Origin of the sequence: Paenibacillus sp. VTT E-133280 (assembly GCF_002264385.1) — a bacterium.
GTDB classification, from domain to species: Bacteria; Bacillota; Bacilli; order Paenibacillales; family Paenibacillaceae; genus Paenibacillus_AQ; species Paenibacillus_AQ nitricinens.
This window is the reverse complement of sequence record NZ_NFUX01000093.1, coordinates 1-21,633: the sequence shown is the minus strand read 5'-3', so window position 1 is coordinate 21,633 and position 21,633 is coordinate 1. Positions and strand designations below refer to the sequence as shown.

Genomic DNA, 21,633 nt, shown 5'->3' with positions numbered 1-21,633 from the left:
TATTTCACGAATTCCGAGGCATTTATGCCCCTCTTACTGCTTCTTCCGCATAATTCAGCTAATTCTACGGGATTTATACCGTTCTTTCCACTCCAGACGCCCATTCCCAGCATTTCTGCGGGATTTATACCGTTCTTTCCCCGTTGAGGAAGAGCCGAGCGCTGGAGCAAGAGAGTCTGTCTGTCTCTGTCTCTGTCTGTCTGTCTCTGTCTGTCCAGCCATCCTTTCATCCATCCCCCATCAGTCCCCCCCCACTGGGGGAGGATCGAATCATGCGTGGTCGAACTTCCCTCACCCATACAACAAAAAAAGATGTCCGCAGCCAAAGGCTAACTGACATCTTTTTATTAAAGGGATTTAAAAAATGATTTTGAAAATCAGACCGGCTAATACCGCACTGATTGGAATCGTAATAAACCAAGTGACTACAATACGTCCAGCCACTCCCCATTTCACGGCAGAGAACCGTTTGGCGGAGCCAACACCCAAGATCGCGGAAGTGATCGCATGTGTCGAGCTGACTGGCAAATGCAGCAGTGTTGCTGAGAAAATAACGGAAGCCGCGGAAATATCAGCCGCGAAGCCGTTGATCGGCTCGATTTTAAAAATCTTCGTACCCATGGTTTTAATAATCTTCCAGCCACCAATGGAGGTACCGAGTGCCATAGCCGTAGCCGCAGCAATCTTAACCCATAGAGGGATTACATCCATAGACTCTTGGCGTCCTGATGTAACTAGGGCAAAGGTAATGATCCCCATCGCCTTCTGCGCATCATTCGTACCATGAGTAAACGACTGTAATGCCGCCGTCACAACCTGCATGGAACGGAAGCCCTTGTTGACCGTATGTGGACTACGCTTTGCAAAAATCCATTTCAGGACAGTCATAATGATATAACCGATAACAAATGCAATAATTGGCGAGAAGATCAAGCCCTCGACAATTTCCACAAACCCGCCCCAGTTAATATGCGACGATCCTGCACCCACATATACAGCACCAGCCAACGCGCCGATCAGTGCATGAGAGGAAGAGGACGGAATTCCGAGCCACCAGGTAATCAAATTCCAAATAATCGCAGCAATCAGCGTGGCTATGATGATATCCAGACCATTTTCCAGTAACGTTGGGTCTGTGATGCTTCCGCCAATTTTCTTGGCTACACCTGTAAACATCAAAGCTCCGACAAAATTCATCACTGCCGCCATAATAATAGCAGTTCGCGGTTTTAAAGCACGTGTAGAGACAGAGGTAGCAATTGCGTTAGCCGTATCATGGAATCCATTAATAAAGTCAAACGCAAGCGCGAGAAATATAACAATTCCAAGAATCCATATCGATGTTTCCATATTCTAGTACCCCTTATGAGTTGCGCATGATGATCGATTCCAACATGTTGGCTACATCTTCACATTTATCTGTAGTGGTCTCGAGTCGCTCATATAATTCCTTGCGCTTAATCAGCTCAATCGGGTCCTTAACGGTTTCAAATAGAGCTTTGGTACAAATACGAAGGACTTCGTCCCCTTGATTCTCAAGGTCATTCAGACGGATCGTATATTCACGAATGGCAAGCAGCTTCTTCTGTGAGAGCAAATGAACCGCTTTTTGGATTTCATAAGCACACTGACGAAGGATTTCGGCGAATTGTACAATGTATTCATCCGGGTCAAGAAGGTTGTACATATAGAAACGTGAGGCAGATGCCTCCAAGCCATCAATGACATCATCCATGCTTGTAATCAAGTCCATAATGTCGTCACGCTCAAGTGGCGTAATGAACGTCTTGTTCAATTCCTTAATTACGGTGTGCGTGTAAGTATCACATTGGGATTCGTACTTCTTCATCTCTGCAGCGAAACTATCGACATTATTCTGGAGATCAGTGATATTCTGAGCAAAATAATCTGCAGCTTGGACAATGGTATCCGCCATATTTTCCAGCGTCTCAAAGAATATGTCCTTTTTTCTCAACTTCATTGTTTTAAACCCCTTTACATAATATTACCGTGAGTACAGAGTCACCCATATGTAAAAAGCATGAAAATGAATGACAACCCTTGTTATCTTAACATATCCGTAGAAGGTATAGAAGCTATAGAAATGAACTTTTTTACACTCTATTAACACTTACCCATAATTCCGAACACAAATCTGTATATCACTGGATATTCCGGCTTTCTTAGGTTGCACTATCTACCCCGCCGTATACCACATGACTGCTAAATGAAGGTGCATTAGGGACGACCAAAATATGGGTGATTCCTGGATACATCAGCTCTTCTTTACCATCCTTCACAAACCGGATCACATCACCTGGCTCACGCGACCATCTGCCCTTCGTGACCTGTCCCCGCTGAAAAAGCAGTGCTTCTCCGCCAAGCTCCACGTCCACCTGAAGTCTCCCAACATCATCAAGTACCTTATGATCGGATCCCATCACCAGCACATTTGCAGCTTCTACCGGCTTATTGTTGTTCAGATCCATATGCGGTTTGCCATTCACGTAACGCTGATATGTCTGGAGCTGAGTATCGTATTTATAGTCAATTTTATAGCTTTTAAGTAAGAAGTTTACACTAAACTCAGCGGCCTGTTCTCCGCCTGGCGGTATGTAGTCTGGATTGTTAAAAAGATACCCTGGCACCTTCACACTTTTCTCATAACCCAGCTTCTCGGCACCTTCCCGCAGCTTCGCTGCATTGCTGTAGAGATTATGAGGGGCTTTACGTGCTTTGTCCCGCCAGAAATAGGCTCCGGCACGACCAATCTCGTCCATGTCTGCTTTTTTCTCTTTTTGCAAAATGGCATACGCCGCGGGGCTCCCCCCGGCATGCACGGTCACACCACCGTAGCTCTCACCTATATCTAGCAGATAAGGGCGAATACTGCGGATCGGTCCGATTTTGACCACTCCAGTATGACTTTGAAAAATACCAATCAGCCGCGTAATGCCACCTTCAGCAAGGACCTCATATAAAATATCCGCTTCACTCACCCCCGACTGTGGCCGGGCAGCTGGAGCATTATTAATCATAACAGCCAAGGGACGTGGGAGACTGTCTTCAGAAACCGGAAGACCTGTTAAACCGGAAATCAGTTCAGCAGATGGATCTGGAGTTGCCGATGGTTGAATCGTTTCAATAGGAGCGGGATCAGAGGTAGGCTGCTGAGTCGGGGTAATTACATTATTTGCACTCTCTGTTCCGCAAGCGGAGAGCAATAGGGTACTCAGTACAATGGCAGATAACAGACGGGAAGAAGAGCAATTTACTTTCATAAGCTTGTAGTTCCTCCTAAAACGTTTTATGTATCTTAATTGGTTTCTTCCATTTAATCACAGCCCGTCCCATTTGTCTTGATCCGCTTGCATTAAAAAAGGGCACAGCCGATCTCCGGCTGCACCCTGCATGTATCTTATCCATTTAGTCTAGCTTCCAGCAGTTGAGGCTTAATGTCCCATATTGATACGCTTGAAATATACGCTCTGCCTTCCTGCTACCGTCCGCTGTTCCCATCGCATAAAAGAGAGGTGCGAAATGCTCTCTACCGTAAGATGGGACCGCATCTCGAACATGCGGAGCTTTTTTCTCATAAGCAAACAGTGAAGGTAAATCCCAAGATTCTAATCCCTTGGCAATCCACGCATCGAATTCAAGCGCCCACTCTTCAGGCTGATCACTTTCATTAAGCATCCGTAAATTGTGAACAAGTCCACCGCTTCCTATCAGCAGTATGCCTTCATCACGCAGAGGAGCTAACATCCGGCCGATATTGTACTGTTCCTTGGGAGAACGCAGTGAATCGACAGATAAAGCGACTACCGGAATATCGGCTTTCGGAAACATTTTTTTCAGTATTACCCAGACTCCGTGATCGAGTCCTCGCCCCTGAACGGGCTGATGTGAAAGATTGTTACCCTTAAAGAGCTCGGAAATCCGCTTGGTTAGAGCAGGATCACCTGGGGCTGGATAGGTCAGCGTATACATTTCTTCAGGGAATCCGTAGAAGTCATGTTGAGTCTCGTGCTTCTCATCCATGGTGAGTAGCTGTTCTGGGCTATCCCAGTGCGCTGAGAATACTACTATACCCCGTGGTGCTTCTAGTTCTTGACCAAGCCGCTCCAGAAAACGGGTATACTCGTTATCCTCCAGTGCGAGGAGCGGAGAACCGTGCGCGATAAAAAATGACGGTAATTTCATAGGATGCCAACCTCCATAACCCAGTATATGGTGTGCATCTTTATTTTACCGCTAATTTCAAGTTATTGCGAGTAAAGTCCATCACCTATATCATCCAATTTTGCCATTCTGTCTGCACATGCTCCTGCTCGTTCATCCACTCTCTTGTCCGCTTAAGCAGTTGCTGCTGTGCCGGACCAGACGAAAAGGTATGATCACCTTGAAAAATGATCTCTTTATCGCATCGTCCCTCTGGACGCGTCCAGAACAATTTCTGATAAAGGAATGCATAATCCACGGGGATGACATCGTCAGACGTACCATGAATGACGAGCACATCACCGCTGAATTTACTAGCCTCTTGGAAAGGCTGGAAGGCCGCCAAAGAATTAAAATATACCGGTGTGAATGAGTAGCCCACGTAATCCGCTGATCCATTCTTCACCGATCGATCATACGCCTCCCGCCCTACAATCTTCACAATATCATTGAAGGGGTAACCTACGGAGGCCCACAGCACGAGATTCTTCACACGGCGATCACGAATACTTGTCAGAAGCGCAACCGCCCCACCCAAACTGTGGCCAATAAGCGTCACACGCTGTGGATCCACATCGGCAGAGCTAATTCCGTAATCGAGCACCGCTCTAGTCTGAGCAATCATCGACTCCATATCCTCCCCGCCGTAATTACCGCTGCTCTCTCCGCAGCCCGCATAATCAAATCGAATGACCATATACCCGTCTTGCGCCAGCTCACGCGCTGCTTTGACAAAGATCCGATCGACTCCAATCCGGTTACCCACAAATCCATGGCAGATTACAGCTAATGGCAATCTGTCCTTGCAACGTGTGGAAGTTCCCTTCTCTTTACTCGGATAATGGATGCTCGCTGTCAATTCTTCGCCGTTATGCCGGATTACAATATTCCGTTCCATTGCCGTAACCTCCTATATTTAATCATTATTTTAATTTATTAGAATTCCGATTAACTTAGTGTGAATTATATTCTTATTATAAAGAATTCGTTCATATTGTCAACAGGAACGGGACAGATCCTAGTAATTTGCAAGAGCAAGTTCGGCGTATAAAGCGGAACGTCAAACAGCCAGTCTCCACAATAATGGAGACTGGCTGTTTTTTTTCAATCACAAGATGAGCTTCCAGGGTCGTCAATCAATCATAGCTGTTGTTAAACATCTCATGGGTTTCTTGACTGCCTTCCCAATCCTTACTCAGGCCCTCTGCTGCAGGTTCTTCCGTGGAATTCCACATGCTGAATCCATCGGATCCGCCCCAATCCCCCATTGAATGATTGGGCGTAGGCTCAGAACCGTTGCCCATGACTGTTCCCTGTTCCTTCTTGTTCTCATGTTCCATAAAGCTCCCAACCTTTCCCAAAGCTATATTGATCAAGCAACAACATTATCAGTGTTCACTCTTATAAAAGGATTATGCATAGGAAAATAGAAATGCTTGTCCTTGCGCAGACCTATCAGGCAAACGTATACTCTAGGTTAAAGACTATACCGATTAACACTACTGGAGGTTTACATCCCTATTATGAAAGTGAAAGATATGATTAAGGAAAATAACGCCCTGCGCGAGCAGATGACGCCTTTCAATCGATCCTATTTTGAAGATATGATCCTAACGATGCGGGCCAGTAGGGTAGAAGCTCTCCGCGCTGAAGAACTTTTACTGGATGCAGCCAAGCTGCTTCTGAAAGAACAAAAAAAAGGTAAAAACGCTAAACAGGTGTTTGGCGAGAATCCGGATGATTATTTTAAAGAGATCATAGACAGCGTTCCCACACGCCCAGCGCGCAGCAAATGGAACTATTACTTGATGATTCCCTGCGCGGCTCTAACCTGTTTGTTCGGGATCTTAGCTATAGGTGGACTCTTCTTGCAATGGACTAACGGTTCACCCGGGATGTTCGGACAGATTAGCCTCTTCACACTCTTCGCTGTGGGGGCAGGTTCCATTATCTTAATCGAACTTATTATGAAATGGTTAACCTCCTTGTCTGAGGGGGATGCACCTAAAGCCCAACCCTTTGATATCAAGGGCCTTGGCGTCTATATCGGAATCGCCGTAGTTGCCGTATTCATTGGCTTGTACCTCGACCGGTTATTTCCGGTCATCACCTTATCCCCGTGGGTAAGCTTAATTGTTTCCCTGATCGGGGCCATTGGACTAAAATTTATATTTTTCAAAAAATAGTAGTCATGCTCCACCCGTACTTCATCCGATAGACAGGGGGATCTTTCATGAATAAGAAGCAATATATTCTCTATTCTGTTCTAGCAGTAACATTGGGATTAGGCGCTGTACCTATAGGAACGATTCAAGCTGAAGGCGCTGCCAGCCCTCCTGTGGGAGGCGCTAAAGCAAATCCTATGACAGCAAGCAATAATCATGCGGAGGCTATCTATAAAGCTGCATTGCCGCTGTTATCTTCCTCTAATAAGTTACCCGAAGCTATTAAATATTTGAACGCCAATATGTATGCGGTAGGTTCGTATCGTGCCACGATAATGACACTGAAGCTTGAGAATTTGCACAAGGCAGCGCTTCCGACGTGGGAGAGCAAATTCAGTACCAGCAATGTCCAGCGGAAGCTCACCGCCATCAATAAGGCTGGCGCTAGTATGAAGACCCTTGCTGATGCCACAGAAGACCTCACTCTGCGCACACTGCTAAAGAGTGCCAGCGAAAATGGATATAAACTGGAGACCGCGGAAGGCACTTTTTTCCCGGTGATCGATTATGAGGCTTACCGCAAATATAAGCTTTATGTCACTGACGATATCAGCGCGTATCTATCCATTATGGCTACGGAATCTGATCTGCCCTCCTCCAAGGATAACGGGCTGGTCATTGGTTGGACCGATGTAGCTGCACGAGCACTGTCTCAAGAGCAATTTATTCAAAATCATCCGAAATCGAACCGAATTTCAGCTGTGAAATCCTTATATTCTATCTATGTTAACAATACGTTTTACGGCCAGAATAACACGCCCCTTTTCCATTATGACAATCTTGAAATGGACTTGGAGGCGCAGAAAGCCTACTCTAGCATTCTCACCAAGAATAAAGACAACAGCCCATTCCTGCAGAAACTAGATGGCTTCATGAAATTGATGAAAGACAAAGATTATAAATTAACAGATGAAGTCGAACAATACCGTAAGACTGAATTACCTCTCTAGTATGATATACAAAAGGCCCGTCCCCATTCATTCCGGGACGGGCCTTTCTATGTTCATTACCGAAATGATTAAAGTGATGAAAGAAATTAAATAAGGATGTTAAAGAGATTGGAATCCTTATTGATTTCTACATAATCTACACCCTTCTGCTGCATCCGTTCGATAAGTGGTTCATAAGCCTCAATGGACAATAGCTCTATGCCTACAAGCGCGGGACCATTCTCTTTATCATGCTTCTTGATGTACTCGAAACGGGTAATATCATCCTCTGGACCGAGGATTTCGTCCAAGAACTCACGCAGGGCACCTGCCCGTTGTGGAAAGTTCACCATGAAGTAGTGCTTTAAGCCTTCGTAAATCAGTGACCGCTCTTTGATCTCCTGCATACGGTCAATATCGTTGTTACCACCACTGATGATACATACGACCGTCTTCCCGCGGATTTGATCACGGTATTGATCTAGTGCTGCAATAGGTAAGGAACCTGCCGGCTCAACCACTATAGCATTCTCGTTATACAGCTCCAGAATGGTGGTACAAGCCTTGCCTTCAGGCACCATCACGATATCATCCAGATGCCGGGAACAAATATCATAAGTCAGTCCGCCAACGCGCTTTACAGCCGCTCCGTCCACGAACTTGTTAATTTCTTTTAGCGTTACCACTTCTCCAAGTTTGATCGCTTCAGTCATTGAAGCAGCACCAAGCGGTTCCACACCAATCAACTTAGTGGATGGACTCACCGTCTTCACATAAGTGGCTATTCCTGCTGCCAGACCGCCCCCACCAATCGTTACGAACATGAAATCTGCAGGATGGTCCAGATTCTCCATTACTTCCATAGCTATCGTTCCATTGCCTGCAATAATTCTCGGCTCATCAAACGGGTGGATCAACGTCATACTATGGTCTATACAAGCTTGCAGCGCTTCATCATAAGCATCATCGAAGGTATCGCCCTTCAGGATGACTTCAACGAACTCACCGCCGAATTTCCGAACTTGTTTGATCTTCTGGTTAGGTGTCGTGGTTGGCATATAGATCTTGCCCTTAATTCCAAGTGCCTTACAGGAATAGGCTACACCTTGCGCATGATTTCCTGCACTCGCACAGACAATGCCTTTGGCTCTATCTTCTGCTGACAAACTACGAATCATATTATAAGCTCCGCGAATTTTGAAGGAGCGCACAATTTGCAAATCCTCACGCTTCAAATACACATCGCAATCATACTTGGCCGATAGTACGGCGTCACGCTGTAGTGGAGTCCGGATGATGACCTCCCGCAGTACGTGATGAGCCCGTACGATATCTTCCATTCCTACGATTCGGTCTTCCTCTTCTCTCATAACCCTCTCGCCTCACTATCATCTATTCATTCTACTTCTTGTAAACATACTCTCCCAAAGACATTTTTTCAAGCATTGTCCGCTGTACACAATACAATTATTAATTCAAATCTTATACTTTTTTATATTAAAAAGAGACTACAGGAATCTCCTATAGTCTCTTAAGTTCATGTACGTCCAAGATCTGAATTCTACTAATCCTGTTGCTTCAGCATCCACTTCAATAGATCAGGTAGGCTTGTCCACAAACGTGAGTGTACAATCACATATTCGATAGCTTCATTAGCGTCGCCCATCCCCACAAAATCCGGAAGATTATGCGGCAATCTTTTGAGCCCTAACAAATAATCAGGCACATGCTTGTTCACATTCCGCGCTACGCGGTACAACATTTTCAGTTGGGACGTAATCCCATTCTTTTTATATTCTAAGACCATACGGTCGTAAGCTACTGTCGCCGCTGCATCATTACCAAACTTCTCCAGAACATTTTCTGTCTTCTTGAGCTTATTGGTGTAGAGATACGCAGCCGTAAGAAGGTAACGCGCACCAGTGTTATCTTCAGGATTCAATTCAAGAATATGCTCAAGTACTTTTTGTGCTTCTTCAGCATTTCCGCTAAACCAGCAGGAGTCAGCGTAGCTTTTACAGATTCGAATGTATGGACGCGTCTCGTGGAGGCCCCAGAAATGTCCTTTATTCTCTGCAAAAAAAGCTTCTCCCAGCTCACGCGCACCCGCTTCCATCCCTGCTTTCAGGAAAGCACGAGCATCTGCTTCATTCTCTGCTTCCTCAGCCAAAATGAGATAAGCATCCGGACTGTCCGGATAAACCTCTAATGCGGCTTCAGCTAACTGTATCCGGCGGTTGGATGAATTGGTTTGCATAGCCTTTTGTAATAGTGCTTGCTCCTGATCCTTCGGACTGCCTGAGATGTTCAGCAAAAGTAACTCTTCTTCCGCACCACCCATGCCATATTCCTCAATGTAATTGAGCATCTCTTTAACTTTTCTAGAGATGGTAGGCGTAGTAACCTCATGTTTGGTAGCAAGATCCGCTTGTGTTAGGGAGAAGCCATATTCTTCAGACAAAATAAATTCGATCGCCGCGCAGAAAGAGCCCATTTTCTTCACAGCAGGCTTAGTCTTACGGGAATAACCATTCCACAGAACTAAAGCTTCCCAAATAAGCTCTCTATCATAGCTTTCTCTCATGCTCTCAATAAGGTGCAGCGCCAGTTGTTCATGTGCCGGATGCTCCCAATTCAGATCACGTGTTACTTTTTTTCTAAGCGTAGCAAGAGTAAGCTTCACTTCAGGTTGTGCAACGGGTTCCTGTTTCTCAGCCACAGTCTCGCTAGCTGCTGCTTCTTCCTTGTTTACAAGCTGCATGATGGACTCTACGGCAGAAGTTTCTTTACCAAGACAGCATTTCTTATATTTTTTCCCGCTTCCGCAAGGACACAAGTCATTTCTTCCAATCTTACTCAAAACGAATTCCTCCTTAAATCTGTGAGTAGCCATTCGCCATAAGCGTAATCGCTAGTATGCACTATAAGTATCATCATTTCCAGGCACGAGGCATCCTTTATAAGGTTACTGCACAAAGTCTGAAGGACTCCGATTTAAAAGGGCCTTCCCATGATCGGAAAGGCCCTTATCTGTATATATCCGCACATTTTCCCCCGTACGTGTAGTATTATAGCACTTCTTCTATCACTTGTCAGTCCTTTTTTAGGACTTAAAGCGCAAAAAAATGCTAGATACAGTTCTTTATCCTTATACCAATGCCTTCATAGCGATATCGGTACGATTTTGTTTCCCGGAAAAAGTGATTCCTTCTGCCCTAGCGTAAGCTACAGCACGAGCTTCAGCAATCGTAGCACCTAGGCCTACCACGCCTAGTACCCGACCACCATTCGTCACCCAGCTTCCGTCTTCACCACGCGCCGTACCAGCATGGAAGATTAGCCCTCCTTGGCTGTCTTCAAGACCTTCAATGGGTACACCCTTTGGATAAGGACCTGGATATCCTCCCGAAGCGAGAACTACGCATACAGCTGCATCGTCGCTCCATTCAATGTCGATATCTGTAAGTCTGCCCTCTGTGACTGCCAGAAAGATTTCTAGCAAGTCACTCTTGAGTCTAGGCAACACGACCTGTGTCTCAGGATCACCGAAACGGGCATTAAATTCAATCGTCTTCGGTTTCCCCTCTGGAGAAATCATCAGTCCCGCAAACAGTACACCGCTGAAGGGACGACCTTCGTCCACCATGGCTTTTGCTGTCGGCTTAATGATAGTCTCAATCGCTTCTTGGATAATGGCCTCATCAATATGTGGTAAAGGCGAATAGGTACCCATTCCACCGGTATTAGGACCTTTATCTCCATCAAATACCGGCTTATGATCCTGAGCAGCAGCCATAGGACGTACCGTTTCTCCATCGACAAATGCCAAAATCGACATTTCCTGTCCAGCTAGAAATTCCTCAATAACAACCTGAGCGCCTGCTTCACCGAATACCTTAGTGACCATAATATCAGCGAGCGCTAGCTCAGCTTCTTCCCGAGAATAAGCTACTGTCACGCCTTTGCCTGCTGCCAGCCCATCTGCCTTGATTACGATCGGAAGCGGCTGTTCCCGCAAATAAGCTAACGCAGCTTCATAGTCGTCGAATTTCTCATAGGCTGCTGTCGGAATATTATATTTATGCAGAAGATCCTTCATAAAGGTTTTGCTGCCTTCGATCTCCGCTGCATTCTTGCGTGGGCCAAACACAGGAATATCCTGTGCTTCAAAAGCGTCCACAATCCCAGCAGCGAGCGGATCATCTGGCCCGATGACAACAAGACCTACTTCCTTCTCTTTCGCAAAAGCCGTCAGACGATCGAACTCAAAGACTCCGATCGGCACACATTCGGCTAACTGCGCAATCCCGGCGTTGCCGGGTGCGCAATAGATTTTACCTGCTTTGGGGCTTTGGGATAAACTCCAGATTATCGCATGTTCCCGGCCGCCACCGCCAACCACTAAAATATCCATTAGAATATGATCCTCCCAGTGCTCTAGTGTTTGAAATGACGGACGCCTGTGAAGACCATAGCAATACCATACGCATTAGCGACCTTAATCGATTCTTCGTCTTTAATGGAGCCGCCAGGCTGAATCACAGCAGTGATTCCTGCCTTTGCTGCCATTTCAAGCGTATCGCCCATGGGGAAGAAAGCGTCGGAAGCGAGTACGGCTCCCTTAGATTTTTCACCAGCTTGTTCGATGGCAATTTTAGCTGCACCTACACGGTTCATTTGTCCTGCACCTACGCCAACAGTCATATCATCAGCAGCCAGTACAATCGCATTAGACTTCACATGCTTAACTACCTTCCATCCGAACAACAACTGCTTCAATTCTTCTTCGGTTGGTTTACGGTCCGTAACAACTTGTAGATCATCCGGGTTCACAGAGTGCACATCGCTCTCCTGTACAACCATTCCTCCATCGATGGAGGTAACTACGAAGCTGCTCTTACGCGCACTAGCCGTACTAAGATTACCGATTTTAAGCAAACGGAGATTCTTTTTCTTCGTAAGGATTTCCAGTGCTTCTTCCGTAAAGCCTGGTGCCAACACGATTTCGAGGAAAATATCTTTCAGCAGATTTGCTGTGTCTGCATCAATAATGCGGTTTGCTGCTACAATCCCACCAAAGATAGAAGTTGGATCCGCGTTGTAAGCTTTTTGATAAGCTTCGTATACACTTTCACCCGCACCTACACCACAAGGGTTCATATGTTTAACCGCTACGACAGCAGGCTCTTCAAATTCTTTCACAATTTGCAGTGCTGCGTTTGCATCATTGATATTGTTGTAAGACAACTCTTTGCCGTGCAATTGCTCAGCCGCAGTGAGTGTATCCAGTGCCGCCAATGGCTTGCGATAGAAAGCCGCTTTTTGATGCGGGTTCTCACCATAACGCAGATCCTGAATCTTCTCATAAGTCACGGTGTAGCGCTCTGGTAGAGGCTCGCCAGTAACGTTAGCCAAATAATCGGAAATTAAGGCATCGTAAGCCGCCGTATGACGGAACACTTTTGCCGCAAGACGTTTGCGTGTTTCTAGCGTTGTATCTCCACCTGCGCGAACTTCTTCAAGCACTGTAGCGTAGTCATTAGCATCCACCACTACACTCACAAAAGCATGGTTCTTCGCCGCAGAACGCAGCATTGTAGGTCCGCCGATATCGATATTCTCGATGGCTTCCTCGTAGGATACGTCAGGTTTTGCGATCGTTTCCGCGAACGGATACAGATTCACAACAACCAGATCGATGTAATCCAGACCCAGCTCTTTCATTTGACGCGTGTGCTCCTCATTATCACGAACCGCAAGCAATCCGCTGTGTACAGCAGGGTGCAAGGTTTTGACACGTCCGTCCATGATTTCCGGGAATCCTGTCACATCGGAAATCCCGATGACTGGAACACCTTCTTTAGCCAAAAGCGTGCTTGTTCCACCTGTAGAGATAATTTCTACGCCTAATGCAGACAACTCGCGGCAAAAATCCACGATACCTTGTTTATCCGATACGCTGACTAGCGCTCTTTTGATACTCACTTTGAATAGTCCCCCTTCAGGTTGTACAAACTTATACTTTCTTATATTTTGAAGAAAACCCACAACGCGACACAGAACGCCGCTTATGCAATATTTCCCGAGAAATACCCTGAAACAGCTCGGTCTGTCACCAAATGTCGATCCAAAACTTCAAATGGCTGTGGTGCAGCTTACTTTTCGCGGATAATCGCCTTTCTTCCACTCAGTTCCACTTTCCCGCTGGCAATAGCGCCAACCACTTCGGGATACAGCTCATACTCAACCTTATGAATACGTTCTGCCAATGCATCCGCCGTGTCGTTATCCTGCAGGGCTACGCTGCGCTGAGCAATAACAGGCCCGGTATCCATACCTCCATCGACAAAATGCACAGTAACACCCGTCAGCTTCACGCCATAATCCAGCGCTTGTCCGATTGCATCTTTTCCTGCAAAAGCAGGCAGCAGCGATGGATGAATGTTAATAATTCGTCCAGCATACGGCGTTAAAAGCACTGGCGTAATAAGACGCATGTATCCTGCCAGCACAACCAGCCCGATTTCCCGCCGCTGAAGCTCTGCTACAATCTCTGCTTCGTAGAGTTCACGGCTGGCGAAGTCTTTTGGCCGCAGCAAGAGGGCGGGAATGCCCGCATCCTCCGCTCGCTTAGCTACAGGTGCCTCTGGCTTGTCAGATACAAGCAGCTCAATATTGCCCTCACCAAGCAAGCCTGCTCTCTGTGCATCGATCAGTGCAGCAAAATTACTGCCTTGCCCAGAAGCAAAAACAGCGATTCGACTTAATTGCATCACACTTCAGCTCCAGTAAAGGTTACTTTGCGTTCCCCTTCTGTCACTTTACCAATGATATAAGCCTCTTCTCCGCTCGCTTTGAGCAGTTCAAGAGCACGTTCTCCATCAGCAGCACTAACGATCAGAACAAGTCCAATTCCCATATTAAAAGTAGTAAACATATCACGGTTGCTTACGTTTCCTTTGTTCTGCATCAATCCGAAGATCGGCAGAATCGGCCACGATCCGTAATTAATCTCCACATCTACACCGTCAGGCAATACGCGCGGGATGTTCTCGATGAATCCGCCACCCGTAATATGTGCCATCCCTTTCACCGGAAGCTGCTCCAAGAGCGCCAGCAAAGGCTTCACATAAATCTTAGTTGGTGCCAGAAGGACATCGACAAGCGGAGCTCCAAGCTCCGGAAGCACATCATTCAGGCCATAGCCATCTTCCTCAAGCAAAAGCTTACGCACCAGCGAGAAGCCGTTGCTGTGCACCCCACTGGAAGCCAAACCAATCACTGTATCTCCAGCAGCGATGTTAGCGCCTGTTACCAGCTTCGCTTTGTCAGCAACGCCAACTGTGAATCCAGCGATATCATATTCGCCCGCTGAATACATGCCTGGCATTTCAGCCGTTTCGCCGCCAATCAGCGCACAACCTGCTTGGTGACAGCCCTCTGCGATTCCTGCTACAATCGCTTCGATTTTCTCCGGCACGACTTTGTCGCAAGCCAGATAGTCGAGGAAAAATAACGGCTCCGCGCCTTGCACTACAATGTCGTTCACGCACATAGCTACAGCATCGATCCCAATCGTGTCATGGCGATCCGCCGCGAACGCGATTTTGAGCTTCGTGCCTACACCATCAGTTCCCGATACGAGCACAGGCTCTTCATATTTATCTTTATTGAGGCCAAACAACGCTCCGAACCCACCAAGATCCGTCATTACTTCTGGACGGTAAGTACGTTTTACGTGCTTTTTCATGCGTTCTACCGCTTCGTTACCAGCCGCAATATCCACTCCGGCGTTTTTATAAGCTTCCGACACTTGGGACACCTCATCTTATTTTAATTTAGAGCGCGTTTGCGGGGCATTCGGGATTTGTTTGGTGGTTATACGGGAGCTATTACAAGGAATGTTTGGACTTCCGATCGCTGTTATGTTTGGATTTCCTGATTTAAACCGCTATCTGCGGTAGAAATCCAAACATAAGCGTATGCTTACGAAGCGAGCTTTCCTTCGGAAAGCTTTCGGGCGAACGCTAACGCTTCTACAGTTCCAAACTTCCTCTCCATAACTCCCTCCAACCACCGCTTTCACCCTACTGCAAGCCGCAGTGCGCGCCTTGCACACGAACCTCAAGACCTCGGTGCATGAGCTGCGCCATGCACCTCCTTAAGCGAAACAAGCGGGTCCTGCATTTGCGCAGCAAACAGGGACGAGCTTGGCGAGCTGCTCTTGGCGCTCAGGGCGCAGCCGAGCGCCTTCCTTAGCGAGACTAGCGACAGCTTGGCGAGCCAGTCCCGGCGGCGATAAGCAGCCGGGGGGCGGAACGCCGTAAAGCGTGTCCCGACCGTGCGAAGCACACAGGGACAAAGCGAGCACCTGCATCCACACCCTCTTAGCAAGCTATAACCAAACTCCTACCGCCGAGCTTTCGGGTGGCCGGAGGGCAGAGCCCTTCGGAATCCCCCTTAGCAAGGGGGACTTAGGGGGATGGACCTACGCTAGCAACTGCAACCGTCCTTTTCCGCCCCGCCAAAATCAACCTGCGTCGGGTAATCGTTATCGAAGCAAGAAAGGCATAAGCCGCCTTTGTAATCATCTTTGTTGTGACCACCAATGGAAGTGATTAGGCCCTCCGGTGACAAGAATGCCAAGGAATCGGCATTGATCTCTTCGCACATTTCCGCAATGGTCTTGTAGGATGCGATGAGATCGCGGCGGTCTGGGGTATCAATGCCGTAGAAGCAAGGATTCTTAAAAGGCGGCGATGTAATCCGCACATGCACTTCAACAGCTCCCGCTTCACGGAGCAGATTGACGATCCGCCGTGAAGTTGTTCCACGCACGATGGAATCATCGATCATGACGACACGTTTGCCATCAACCACACTGCGCACGGCGCTTAGCTTCATTTTCACACCTTGCTCACGCAGCTCTTGGCTCGGCTGGATGAAGGTCCGGCCTGTATACTTGTTCTTGATGAGACCAAGCTCATAAGGAATACCCGTCTGCTCCGCAAATCCAATGGCTGCCGAGATACTTGAATCCGGTACACCAGTTACGAGGTCAGCATCTACGAAAGCTTCTAATGCCATGCGGCTACCCATCCGCTTACGGGCGGTGTGCAGGTTAGCGCCATTCATATCACTGTCTGGGCGAGAGAAGTAAATATACTCCATCGCGCAAAGCGCTTTACGTTTTGGCTCGGTAAAACGATCCTCTAACAGGCCATTTTTATCAAGCACGAGCAGTTCGCCAGGTTCGATATCACGGACTAACTGTGCTCCGATAACTTCTAAGGCGCAAGATTCGGAAGCAAAAATATAGGCGTCGCCGATCCGTCCCATTACAAGCGGACGCAAACCATGGGAATCCGAAGCGACAATTAATTTGTCATTCGTCATAAGCAGAAAAGCAAACCCGCCAACCAGTTGTTTTAACGCATCCTTAGCCGCTTCAACAAAATCCTTTGGCGAACGCGCAATCAGATGTGCCAGCACTTCTGTATCACTTGTGGTTTGGAAGATCGATCCGCTTTGCTCAAGCTGTTTACGAATCAACGGTTCATTTACTATGTTACCGTTCGTAGCAATCGCTAAATCGCCGTCACGATATTTAAATACGAGCGGCTGTGCATTGGTTAAGCGGCTGTCTCCGCTAGTCGAGTAACGCACATGCCCGATGGACATGTCTCCAACTAGGGAAGCAATTTTGTCCTTGTCGAATACTTCTTTTACTAACCCCATCCCGCGGTGATAGTTGAAATCACGACCATCTGCTACGCAGATGCCCGCACTTTCTTCCCCACGGTGCTGTAAGGCGTGCAAGCCATAATAAGACATGGACGCCGCTTCCGGGTGTCCGAAGACCCCGAAAACGCCGCATTCTTCTTTTAATGTGTCAAAAATATCTCCCGAGCCCGTTCCTTCATTGTAAAAGTCACCAGTCCACAGGATAGGAGTCTCCTGCTCTTTCCCGGTCTTTATTTCATAAGACATGGAATAGCATCCTCCCAAACGAATTTTAGGTTCGCTACATCTTCATCTAATACGGATGCACCGTCCAGATTTACGCGCAGTCTGTCTCCACCTACAGTTCCGATGATTTCTACGGGTACGCCGCTGGCAGCAATCGCTGCTTTCAGCTCTTCCGCACGTTCAGGCGCTGCCGTCAGCACGATACGTGATTGGCTTTCGCTGAACAATGCTACATCGGATCTAAGTCCATTAGCAGATAGTTCAACGTTCGCACCAACGCCACCGCTGATGCAGCTCTCTGCAAGTGCTACAGCAAGGCCGCCTTCGGACAAGTCATGTGCCGAACGCACCAGACCGCCGCGAATTGAGCTAAGCACTGCGCTCAGCAGTTTTTTCTCCGTATCCAAATCCAAAGCTGGAGGACGGCCTTCCGTTACACCATGAACGGCATATTGAAATTCACTACCGCCAAGCTCCGCTTTTGTTACGCCTAGCAGAAGGATGGAATCTCCTTCTTGTTTGAAGCCTTGAGTCGTAATATGATCCGTATCCGTTACTAAACCAACCATGCCGACAACCGGCGTTGGGTAGATGGAGCCCGTAGTATTTTCGTTATAAAGACTGACATTCCCGCCGATAACCGGAGTATCCAGCACACGACAAGCTTCAGCCATCCCATCAACCGCACGCTCCATTTGCCAGAACACATCAGGTTTCTCAGGGTTTCCGAAGTTTAGGTTATCGGTAATAGCAAGCGGTTCAGCACCCGAACAAACGATGTTACGAGCCGCTTCGCTGACGGCAATCCGTCCACCCACTTCAGGATCAAGATAGACGTAACGACCGTTACAGTCCGTAGTCATCGCAAGTCCTTTACGTGTGCCATGAATGGTAACTACAGCCGCATCAGATCCAGGTCGAACAGCCGTACTAGTCCGTACCATGTAATCATACTGGTTGTATACCCAGGCTTTGCTTGCTACGGTTGGTGATCCAAGCACCGTGCGCAGTGCGCCGCCTAGATCCGTAACTTCCGCGTAACGAAGCGTATCTACTGATTCATTTTCTACATAATAAGCAGGAACCTCAGATGGTTTGTTATACACTGGACACTCATCCACAAGCGCTGTTACTGGCATGTCACCAACAACCTCACCGTGATGGTACAGCTTCAAGCGACCATCATCCGTAACTTTACCGACCTTACAGCAGATAACGCCCCAGCGATCAAAAATCTCTTGCGCCTGTGCCTCATCCTTCGGCTCTACTACGAACAACATCCGTTCCTGCGATTCCGAAAGCATCATTTCATAAGGGGTCATGCCATCTTCACGTTGTGGCACCTGATCCAGATACAGCTCCAAACCGTTGCCCGCTTTACTTGCCATCTCGGCACTAGAGCAGGTAAGTCCAGCCGCACCCATATCCTGAATCCCAATAACGATGCCGCTGTCGATCAATTCCAGGCAAGATTCCATTACGAGTTTCTCCATAAACGGATCGCCTACTTGTACAGCTGTACGTTTAGCTTCTGACTCTTCACTTAGTTCAACGGATGCAAAAGTAGCCCCATGAATCCCATCACGTCCAGTAGGAGGACCTACGTAGAAGACGGGGTTCCCTACACCTTTAGCGACACCACGTTGGATTTTATCATGATCAATTAGACCGACACACATTGCGTTAACAAGCGGGTTACCGTCATAGCTATCATCGAACATGATTTCGCCGCCCACGGTTGGAATCCCGATACAGTTACCATAGCCAGCAATACCAGACACCACATGCTCGAACAAATATTTCACGCGATCGCTTTCCAGCTTGCCGAAACGCAAGGAATTGAGCAGTGCGATAGGTCTTGAGCCCATGGAAAAAATATCACGAATGATCCCACCTACGCCTGTTGCCGCACCTTGAAAAGGTTCTACCGCTGAGGGGTGGTTATGACTTTCAATTTTGAATACAACCGCTTGGTTATCTCCGATATCTACAATCCCTGCGCCCTCGCCAGGTCCCATCAGGACACGTGGCCCAGTAACTGGGAAACGTTTCAACAATGGCTTAGAGTTCTTGTATGCACAGTGTTCGGACCACATTACGCTGAACACGCCAATTTCAGTATAGTTCGGCAAACGTCCCATAAAAGACTTGATGAGCTCATATTCGCTGTCCGACACACCGAATTGGCTGTAAATTTTCTGCTCTGCGATCTGTTCTGCGGTCGGTTCCTTAACGGATACTTGCTGCGTCATGACGATCCCTCCAAGTCTTCAGTATAGATGTGAACATTCGTTTGCCATCTTCAGATCCGAGCAAGCTGTTAGCTGCACGCTCAGGGTGAGGCATCATGCCGACTACATTCCCCTGCACATTACTAACACCCGCAATATCAGCTACAGAGCCATTAGGATTATCGCTATATGTGAACACAATCTGATTGTTAGCTTTTAGCTCAGCTAAAGTCTCTTCATCACAGTAGTAGTTTCCTTCGCCGTGAGCGATCGGGATGACGATTTCTTCATCCTTAGCATAATCAATAGTAAATGGGGTTTCGTTATTAACAACCTTAAGCACTGTATCATGACAACGGAACTTCATGGACATGTTACGACGCAGCGCGCCTGGCAATAAACCAGCCTCAGTAAGAATTTGGAACCCGTTGCAAATGCCTAGCACGAATTTCCCTTGCTCTGCTGCTTTAGCAACCTCAGCCATTACAGGAGCAAATCTTGAAATCGCGCCGCAGCGCAGGTAATCACCATATGAGAATCCGCCTGGAACCAAAATGCAATCATACGCCGACAAATCTGTCGCTGTATGCCACACATAATCGACTGGTTCGCCGAGACTGTCCTCTACCGCCTTGTAGCAATCAATATCACAGTTAGAGCCTGGGAAGACAAGTACAGCAAATTTCATGTCGTTTAGTCCTCCAATTCGTAGCGGTAATCCTCGATCACCGTGTTGGCAAGTAGCTTTTCGCACATTTCCTTGAGGCGCACTTCTGCTTCAGCACGGTTATCCGTGTCTAAAGTCAGCTCCATATATTTCCCAATACGCAAACTTTCAACTTCTTGAAAACCTACCGAATGAAGTGCTCCTTGCACTGCTACACCTTGTGGATCGAGAACGCTCTTCTTAATGGTGACATATACCGTCGCTTTTAACATATGCTTGTAGTTCCTCCTAAATTTTTATGTGTATATACTTTCTGAAAGCTGAAACTCTACTAAAAGTAACTCTAGCTTTAAAAACATACACTTCATTTATTCCCATGAGTAAACACACAATGTTGAGCTATAAAGACTTGCCAGTAAGACGATGATAAATGTCAAGATAACGGCGCGTAGTTTCTTCAACTACTTCTAGTGGAAGTGGATCCGGTTTGCTATTTTTATCCCAGGAGGATGCAGATAGATACGTACGAACAGGTTCTTTATCCATACTATCAATTTCGATATCAAGCGCGTATTTGTCCTTGGCCCAGAAACGTGAAGCATCCGGCGTAAAAATCTCATCTATCAGAATCACCTTGCCATCCAGCAAGCCGAATTCAAATTTGCAATCTGCTAGAATGATTCCCCGCTCCGCACAATACTCTCTGGCAAAAGAGAACAATTGCAAGCTCTTCTCCTGCAGCTCGAGTGCCAGATCAGCACCGATTAGCTCCTGCATCTTTTCAAAAGGAATATCCTCATCATGACCTACATCGTTTTTAGCCGCAGGGGTAAAGATTGGCTGTGCCAGCAGCGCATTTTTGCGCAAGTTCTTAGGAAGCTCAATACCATTCACTTTGCCCGTTTCTTGATACTGTCTCCAGCCCCCACCAGTGATACACCCACGAACAACACATTCGATATCGATGCGCTCTGCTTTGCGTACCACCATAACACGGTTTCTGAGAGCTTCCTTGTCCTTAACGATGTCTCCGAGCAGATCCACATCGATATGAACGACATGATTCTCCATCAGCTCTTTGGTCTTTCCAAACCAGAACGCACTCAGACGGTTAAGCACATTGCCCTTTTCAGGTACCGCCGGGTCCAGCACATAGTCAAAAGCAGATATCCGATCCGTGACGACGATCAGTACATTCTCCCCTAAATCATATAGCTCACGAACTTTCCCTTTATAGAGCAGCGGCGCATTGATGAGTTCCACGGCTGTGGATACGGCCGACGATGTCATGACCTTTCCTCCCTTGAACTAATGATCTTCCTAAGTTGGGCTGGTCTAGGAGGAAGCACTTCCGAGGAATGTTTGGACTTCCGATCGCTGTTATCCTCAGA

20 protein-coding genes are annotated in these 21,633 nt (G+C 47.3%); 2 read left to right on the top strand and 18 right to left on the bottom strand.

Annotated elements, in window-relative coordinates:
- Nucleotides 1-54: 54 nt before the first annotated feature.
- From CA600_RS27790 to CA600_RS27760, 7 genes are all read right to left on the bottom strand, one after another.
- On the bottom strand, nt 55-234 hold the full coding sequence (locus tag CA600_RS27790; protein WP_143812210.1) for a hypothetical protein: 180 nt from the start codon (nt 232-234) through the stop codon (nt 55-57).
- Between the two features lie 123 nt (nt 235-357).
- Entirely contained in the window at nt 358-1,350 is a 993-nt protein-coding gene (locus CA600_RS27785) for an inorganic phosphate transporter (protein WP_094874368.1), read from the bottom strand.
- A gap of 13 nt (nt 1,351-1,363) precedes the next feature.
- Nucleotides 1,364-1,981, bottom strand: coding sequence for a DUF47 domain-containing protein (locus tag CA600_RS27780; RefSeq protein WP_042184774.1), 618 nt, complete (start codon nt 1,979-1,981; stop codon nt 1,364-1,366).
- Nucleotides 1,982-2,183: 202 nt separating this feature from the next.
- Nucleotides 2,184-3,281, bottom strand: a complete 1,098-nt coding sequence (locus tag CA600_RS27775; RefSeq protein WP_094874367.1) for a DUF3048 domain-containing protein — start codon at nt 3,279-3,281, stop codon at nt 2,184-2,186.
- 145 nt (nt 3,282-3,426) lie between these two features.
- Nucleotides 3,427-4,203 (bottom strand): DODA-type extradiol aromatic ring-opening family dioxygenase, encoded by a 777-nt coding sequence (locus tag CA600_RS27770; protein WP_094874366.1) that lies wholly within the window; start codon nt 4,201-4,203, stop codon nt 3,427-3,429.
- A gap of 85 nt (nt 4,204-4,288) precedes the next feature.
- Nucleotides 4,289-5,119, bottom strand: a complete 831-nt coding sequence (locus CA600_RS27765) for an alpha/beta hydrolase family protein (RefSeq protein WP_042124053.1) — start codon at nt 5,117-5,119, stop codon at nt 4,289-4,291.
- A 238-nt stretch (nt 5,120-5,357) separates the two neighbouring features.
- The gene (locus CA600_RS27760; RefSeq protein WP_094874365.1) at nt 5,358-5,561 is read right to left on the bottom strand and encodes a hypothetical protein; all 204 of its coding nucleotides are present in this window, start codon (nt 5,559-5,561) and stop codon (nt 5,358-5,360) included.
- A gap of 183 nt (nt 5,562-5,744) precedes the next feature.
- On the opposite strand from CA600_RS27760, the gene CA600_RS27755 reads away from it, so the two are divergent.
- A complete protein-coding gene (locus CA600_RS27755) occupies nt 5,745-6,407 on the top strand; it encodes a DUF1129 family protein (RefSeq protein ID WP_094874364.1) in 663 nt (220 codons plus the stop codon).
- 47 nt (nt 6,408-6,454) lie between these two features.
- Nucleotides 6,455-7,396, top strand: a complete 942-nt coding sequence (locus CA600_RS27750) for a hypothetical protein (RefSeq protein WP_094874363.1) — start codon at nt 6,455-6,457, stop codon at nt 7,394-7,396.
- Between the two features lie 86 nt (nt 7,397-7,482).
- Here CA600_RS27750 and ilvA read toward each other — a convergent pair whose 3' ends face one another.
- The 11 genes from ilvA to CA600_RS27690 form a co-directional block, all read right to left on the bottom strand.
- Entirely contained in the window at nt 7,483-8,745 is a 1,263-nt protein-coding gene (ilvA, locus tag CA600_RS27745) for a threonine ammonia-lyase IlvA (protein ID WP_094874362.1), read from the bottom strand.
- Nucleotides 8,746-8,939: 194 nt separating this feature from the next.
- Nucleotides 8,940-10,235 carry an SEC-C metal-binding domain-containing protein gene (locus CA600_RS27740; RefSeq protein WP_094874361.1) on the bottom strand — a complete coding sequence of 432 codons (1,296 nt, stop codon included), beginning with the start codon at nt 10,233-10,235 and terminating at the stop codon, nt 8,940-8,942.
- A gap of 288 nt (nt 10,236-10,523) precedes the next feature.
- Nucleotides 10,524-11,789 (bottom strand): phosphoribosylamine--glycine ligase, encoded by a 1,266-nt coding sequence (purD, locus tag CA600_RS27735; protein WP_094874360.1) that lies wholly within the window; start codon nt 11,787-11,789, stop codon nt 10,524-10,526.
- 23 nt (nt 11,790-11,812) lie between these two features.
- On the bottom strand, nt 11,813-13,360 hold the full coding sequence (gene purH / locus CA600_RS27730) for a bifunctional phosphoribosylaminoimidazolecarboxamide formyltransferase/IMP cyclohydrolase (protein WP_094874359.1): 1,548 nt from the start codon (nt 13,358-13,360) through the stop codon (nt 11,813-11,815).
- A gap of 170 nt (nt 13,361-13,530) precedes the next feature.
- Nucleotides 13,531-14,148, bottom strand: a complete 618-nt coding sequence (gene purN, locus CA600_RS27725; RefSeq protein WP_094874358.1) for a phosphoribosylglycinamide formyltransferase — start codon at nt 14,146-14,148, stop codon at nt 13,531-13,533.
- The gene (gene purM, locus CA600_RS27720; RefSeq protein ID WP_094874357.1) at nt 14,148-15,188 is read right to left on the bottom strand and encodes a phosphoribosylformylglycinamidine cyclo-ligase; all 1,041 of its coding nucleotides are present in this window, start codon (nt 15,186-15,188) and stop codon (nt 14,148-14,150) included. Before purM ends, purN begins: the two co-directional genes overlap by 1 nt.
- Nucleotides 15,189-15,868: 680 nt before the next feature.
- Complete coding sequence (gene purF / locus CA600_RS27710; protein ID WP_094874355.1) at nt 15,869-17,365, bottom strand: amidophosphoribosyltransferase; 1,497 nt, start codon at nt 17,363-17,365, stop codon at nt 15,869-15,871.
- A complete protein-coding gene (gene purL, locus CA600_RS27705; protein WP_094874354.1) occupies nt 17,350-19,596 on the bottom strand; it encodes a phosphoribosylformylglycinamidine synthase subunit PurL in 2,247 nt (748 codons plus the stop codon). Before purL ends, purF begins: the two co-directional genes overlap by 16 nt.
- A complete protein-coding gene (purQ, locus tag CA600_RS27700) occupies nt 19,574-20,263 on the bottom strand; it encodes a phosphoribosylformylglycinamidine synthase subunit PurQ (RefSeq protein ID WP_076121674.1) in 690 nt (229 codons plus the stop codon). Before purQ ends, purL begins: the two co-directional genes overlap by 23 nt.
- A gap of 5 nt (nt 20,264-20,268) precedes the next feature.
- On the bottom strand, nt 20,269-20,514 hold the full coding sequence (gene purS, locus CA600_RS27695) for a phosphoribosylformylglycinamidine synthase subunit PurS (RefSeq protein ID WP_036680912.1): 246 nt from the start codon (nt 20,512-20,514) through the stop codon (nt 20,269-20,271).
- Nucleotides 20,515-20,641: 127 nt separating this feature from the next.
- Nucleotides 20,642-21,532, bottom strand: a complete 891-nt coding sequence (locus CA600_RS27690; protein WP_076286947.1) for a phosphoribosylaminoimidazolesuccinocarboxamide synthase — start codon at nt 21,530-21,532, stop codon at nt 20,642-20,644.
- Nucleotides 21,533-21,633 lie beyond the last annotated feature (101 nt).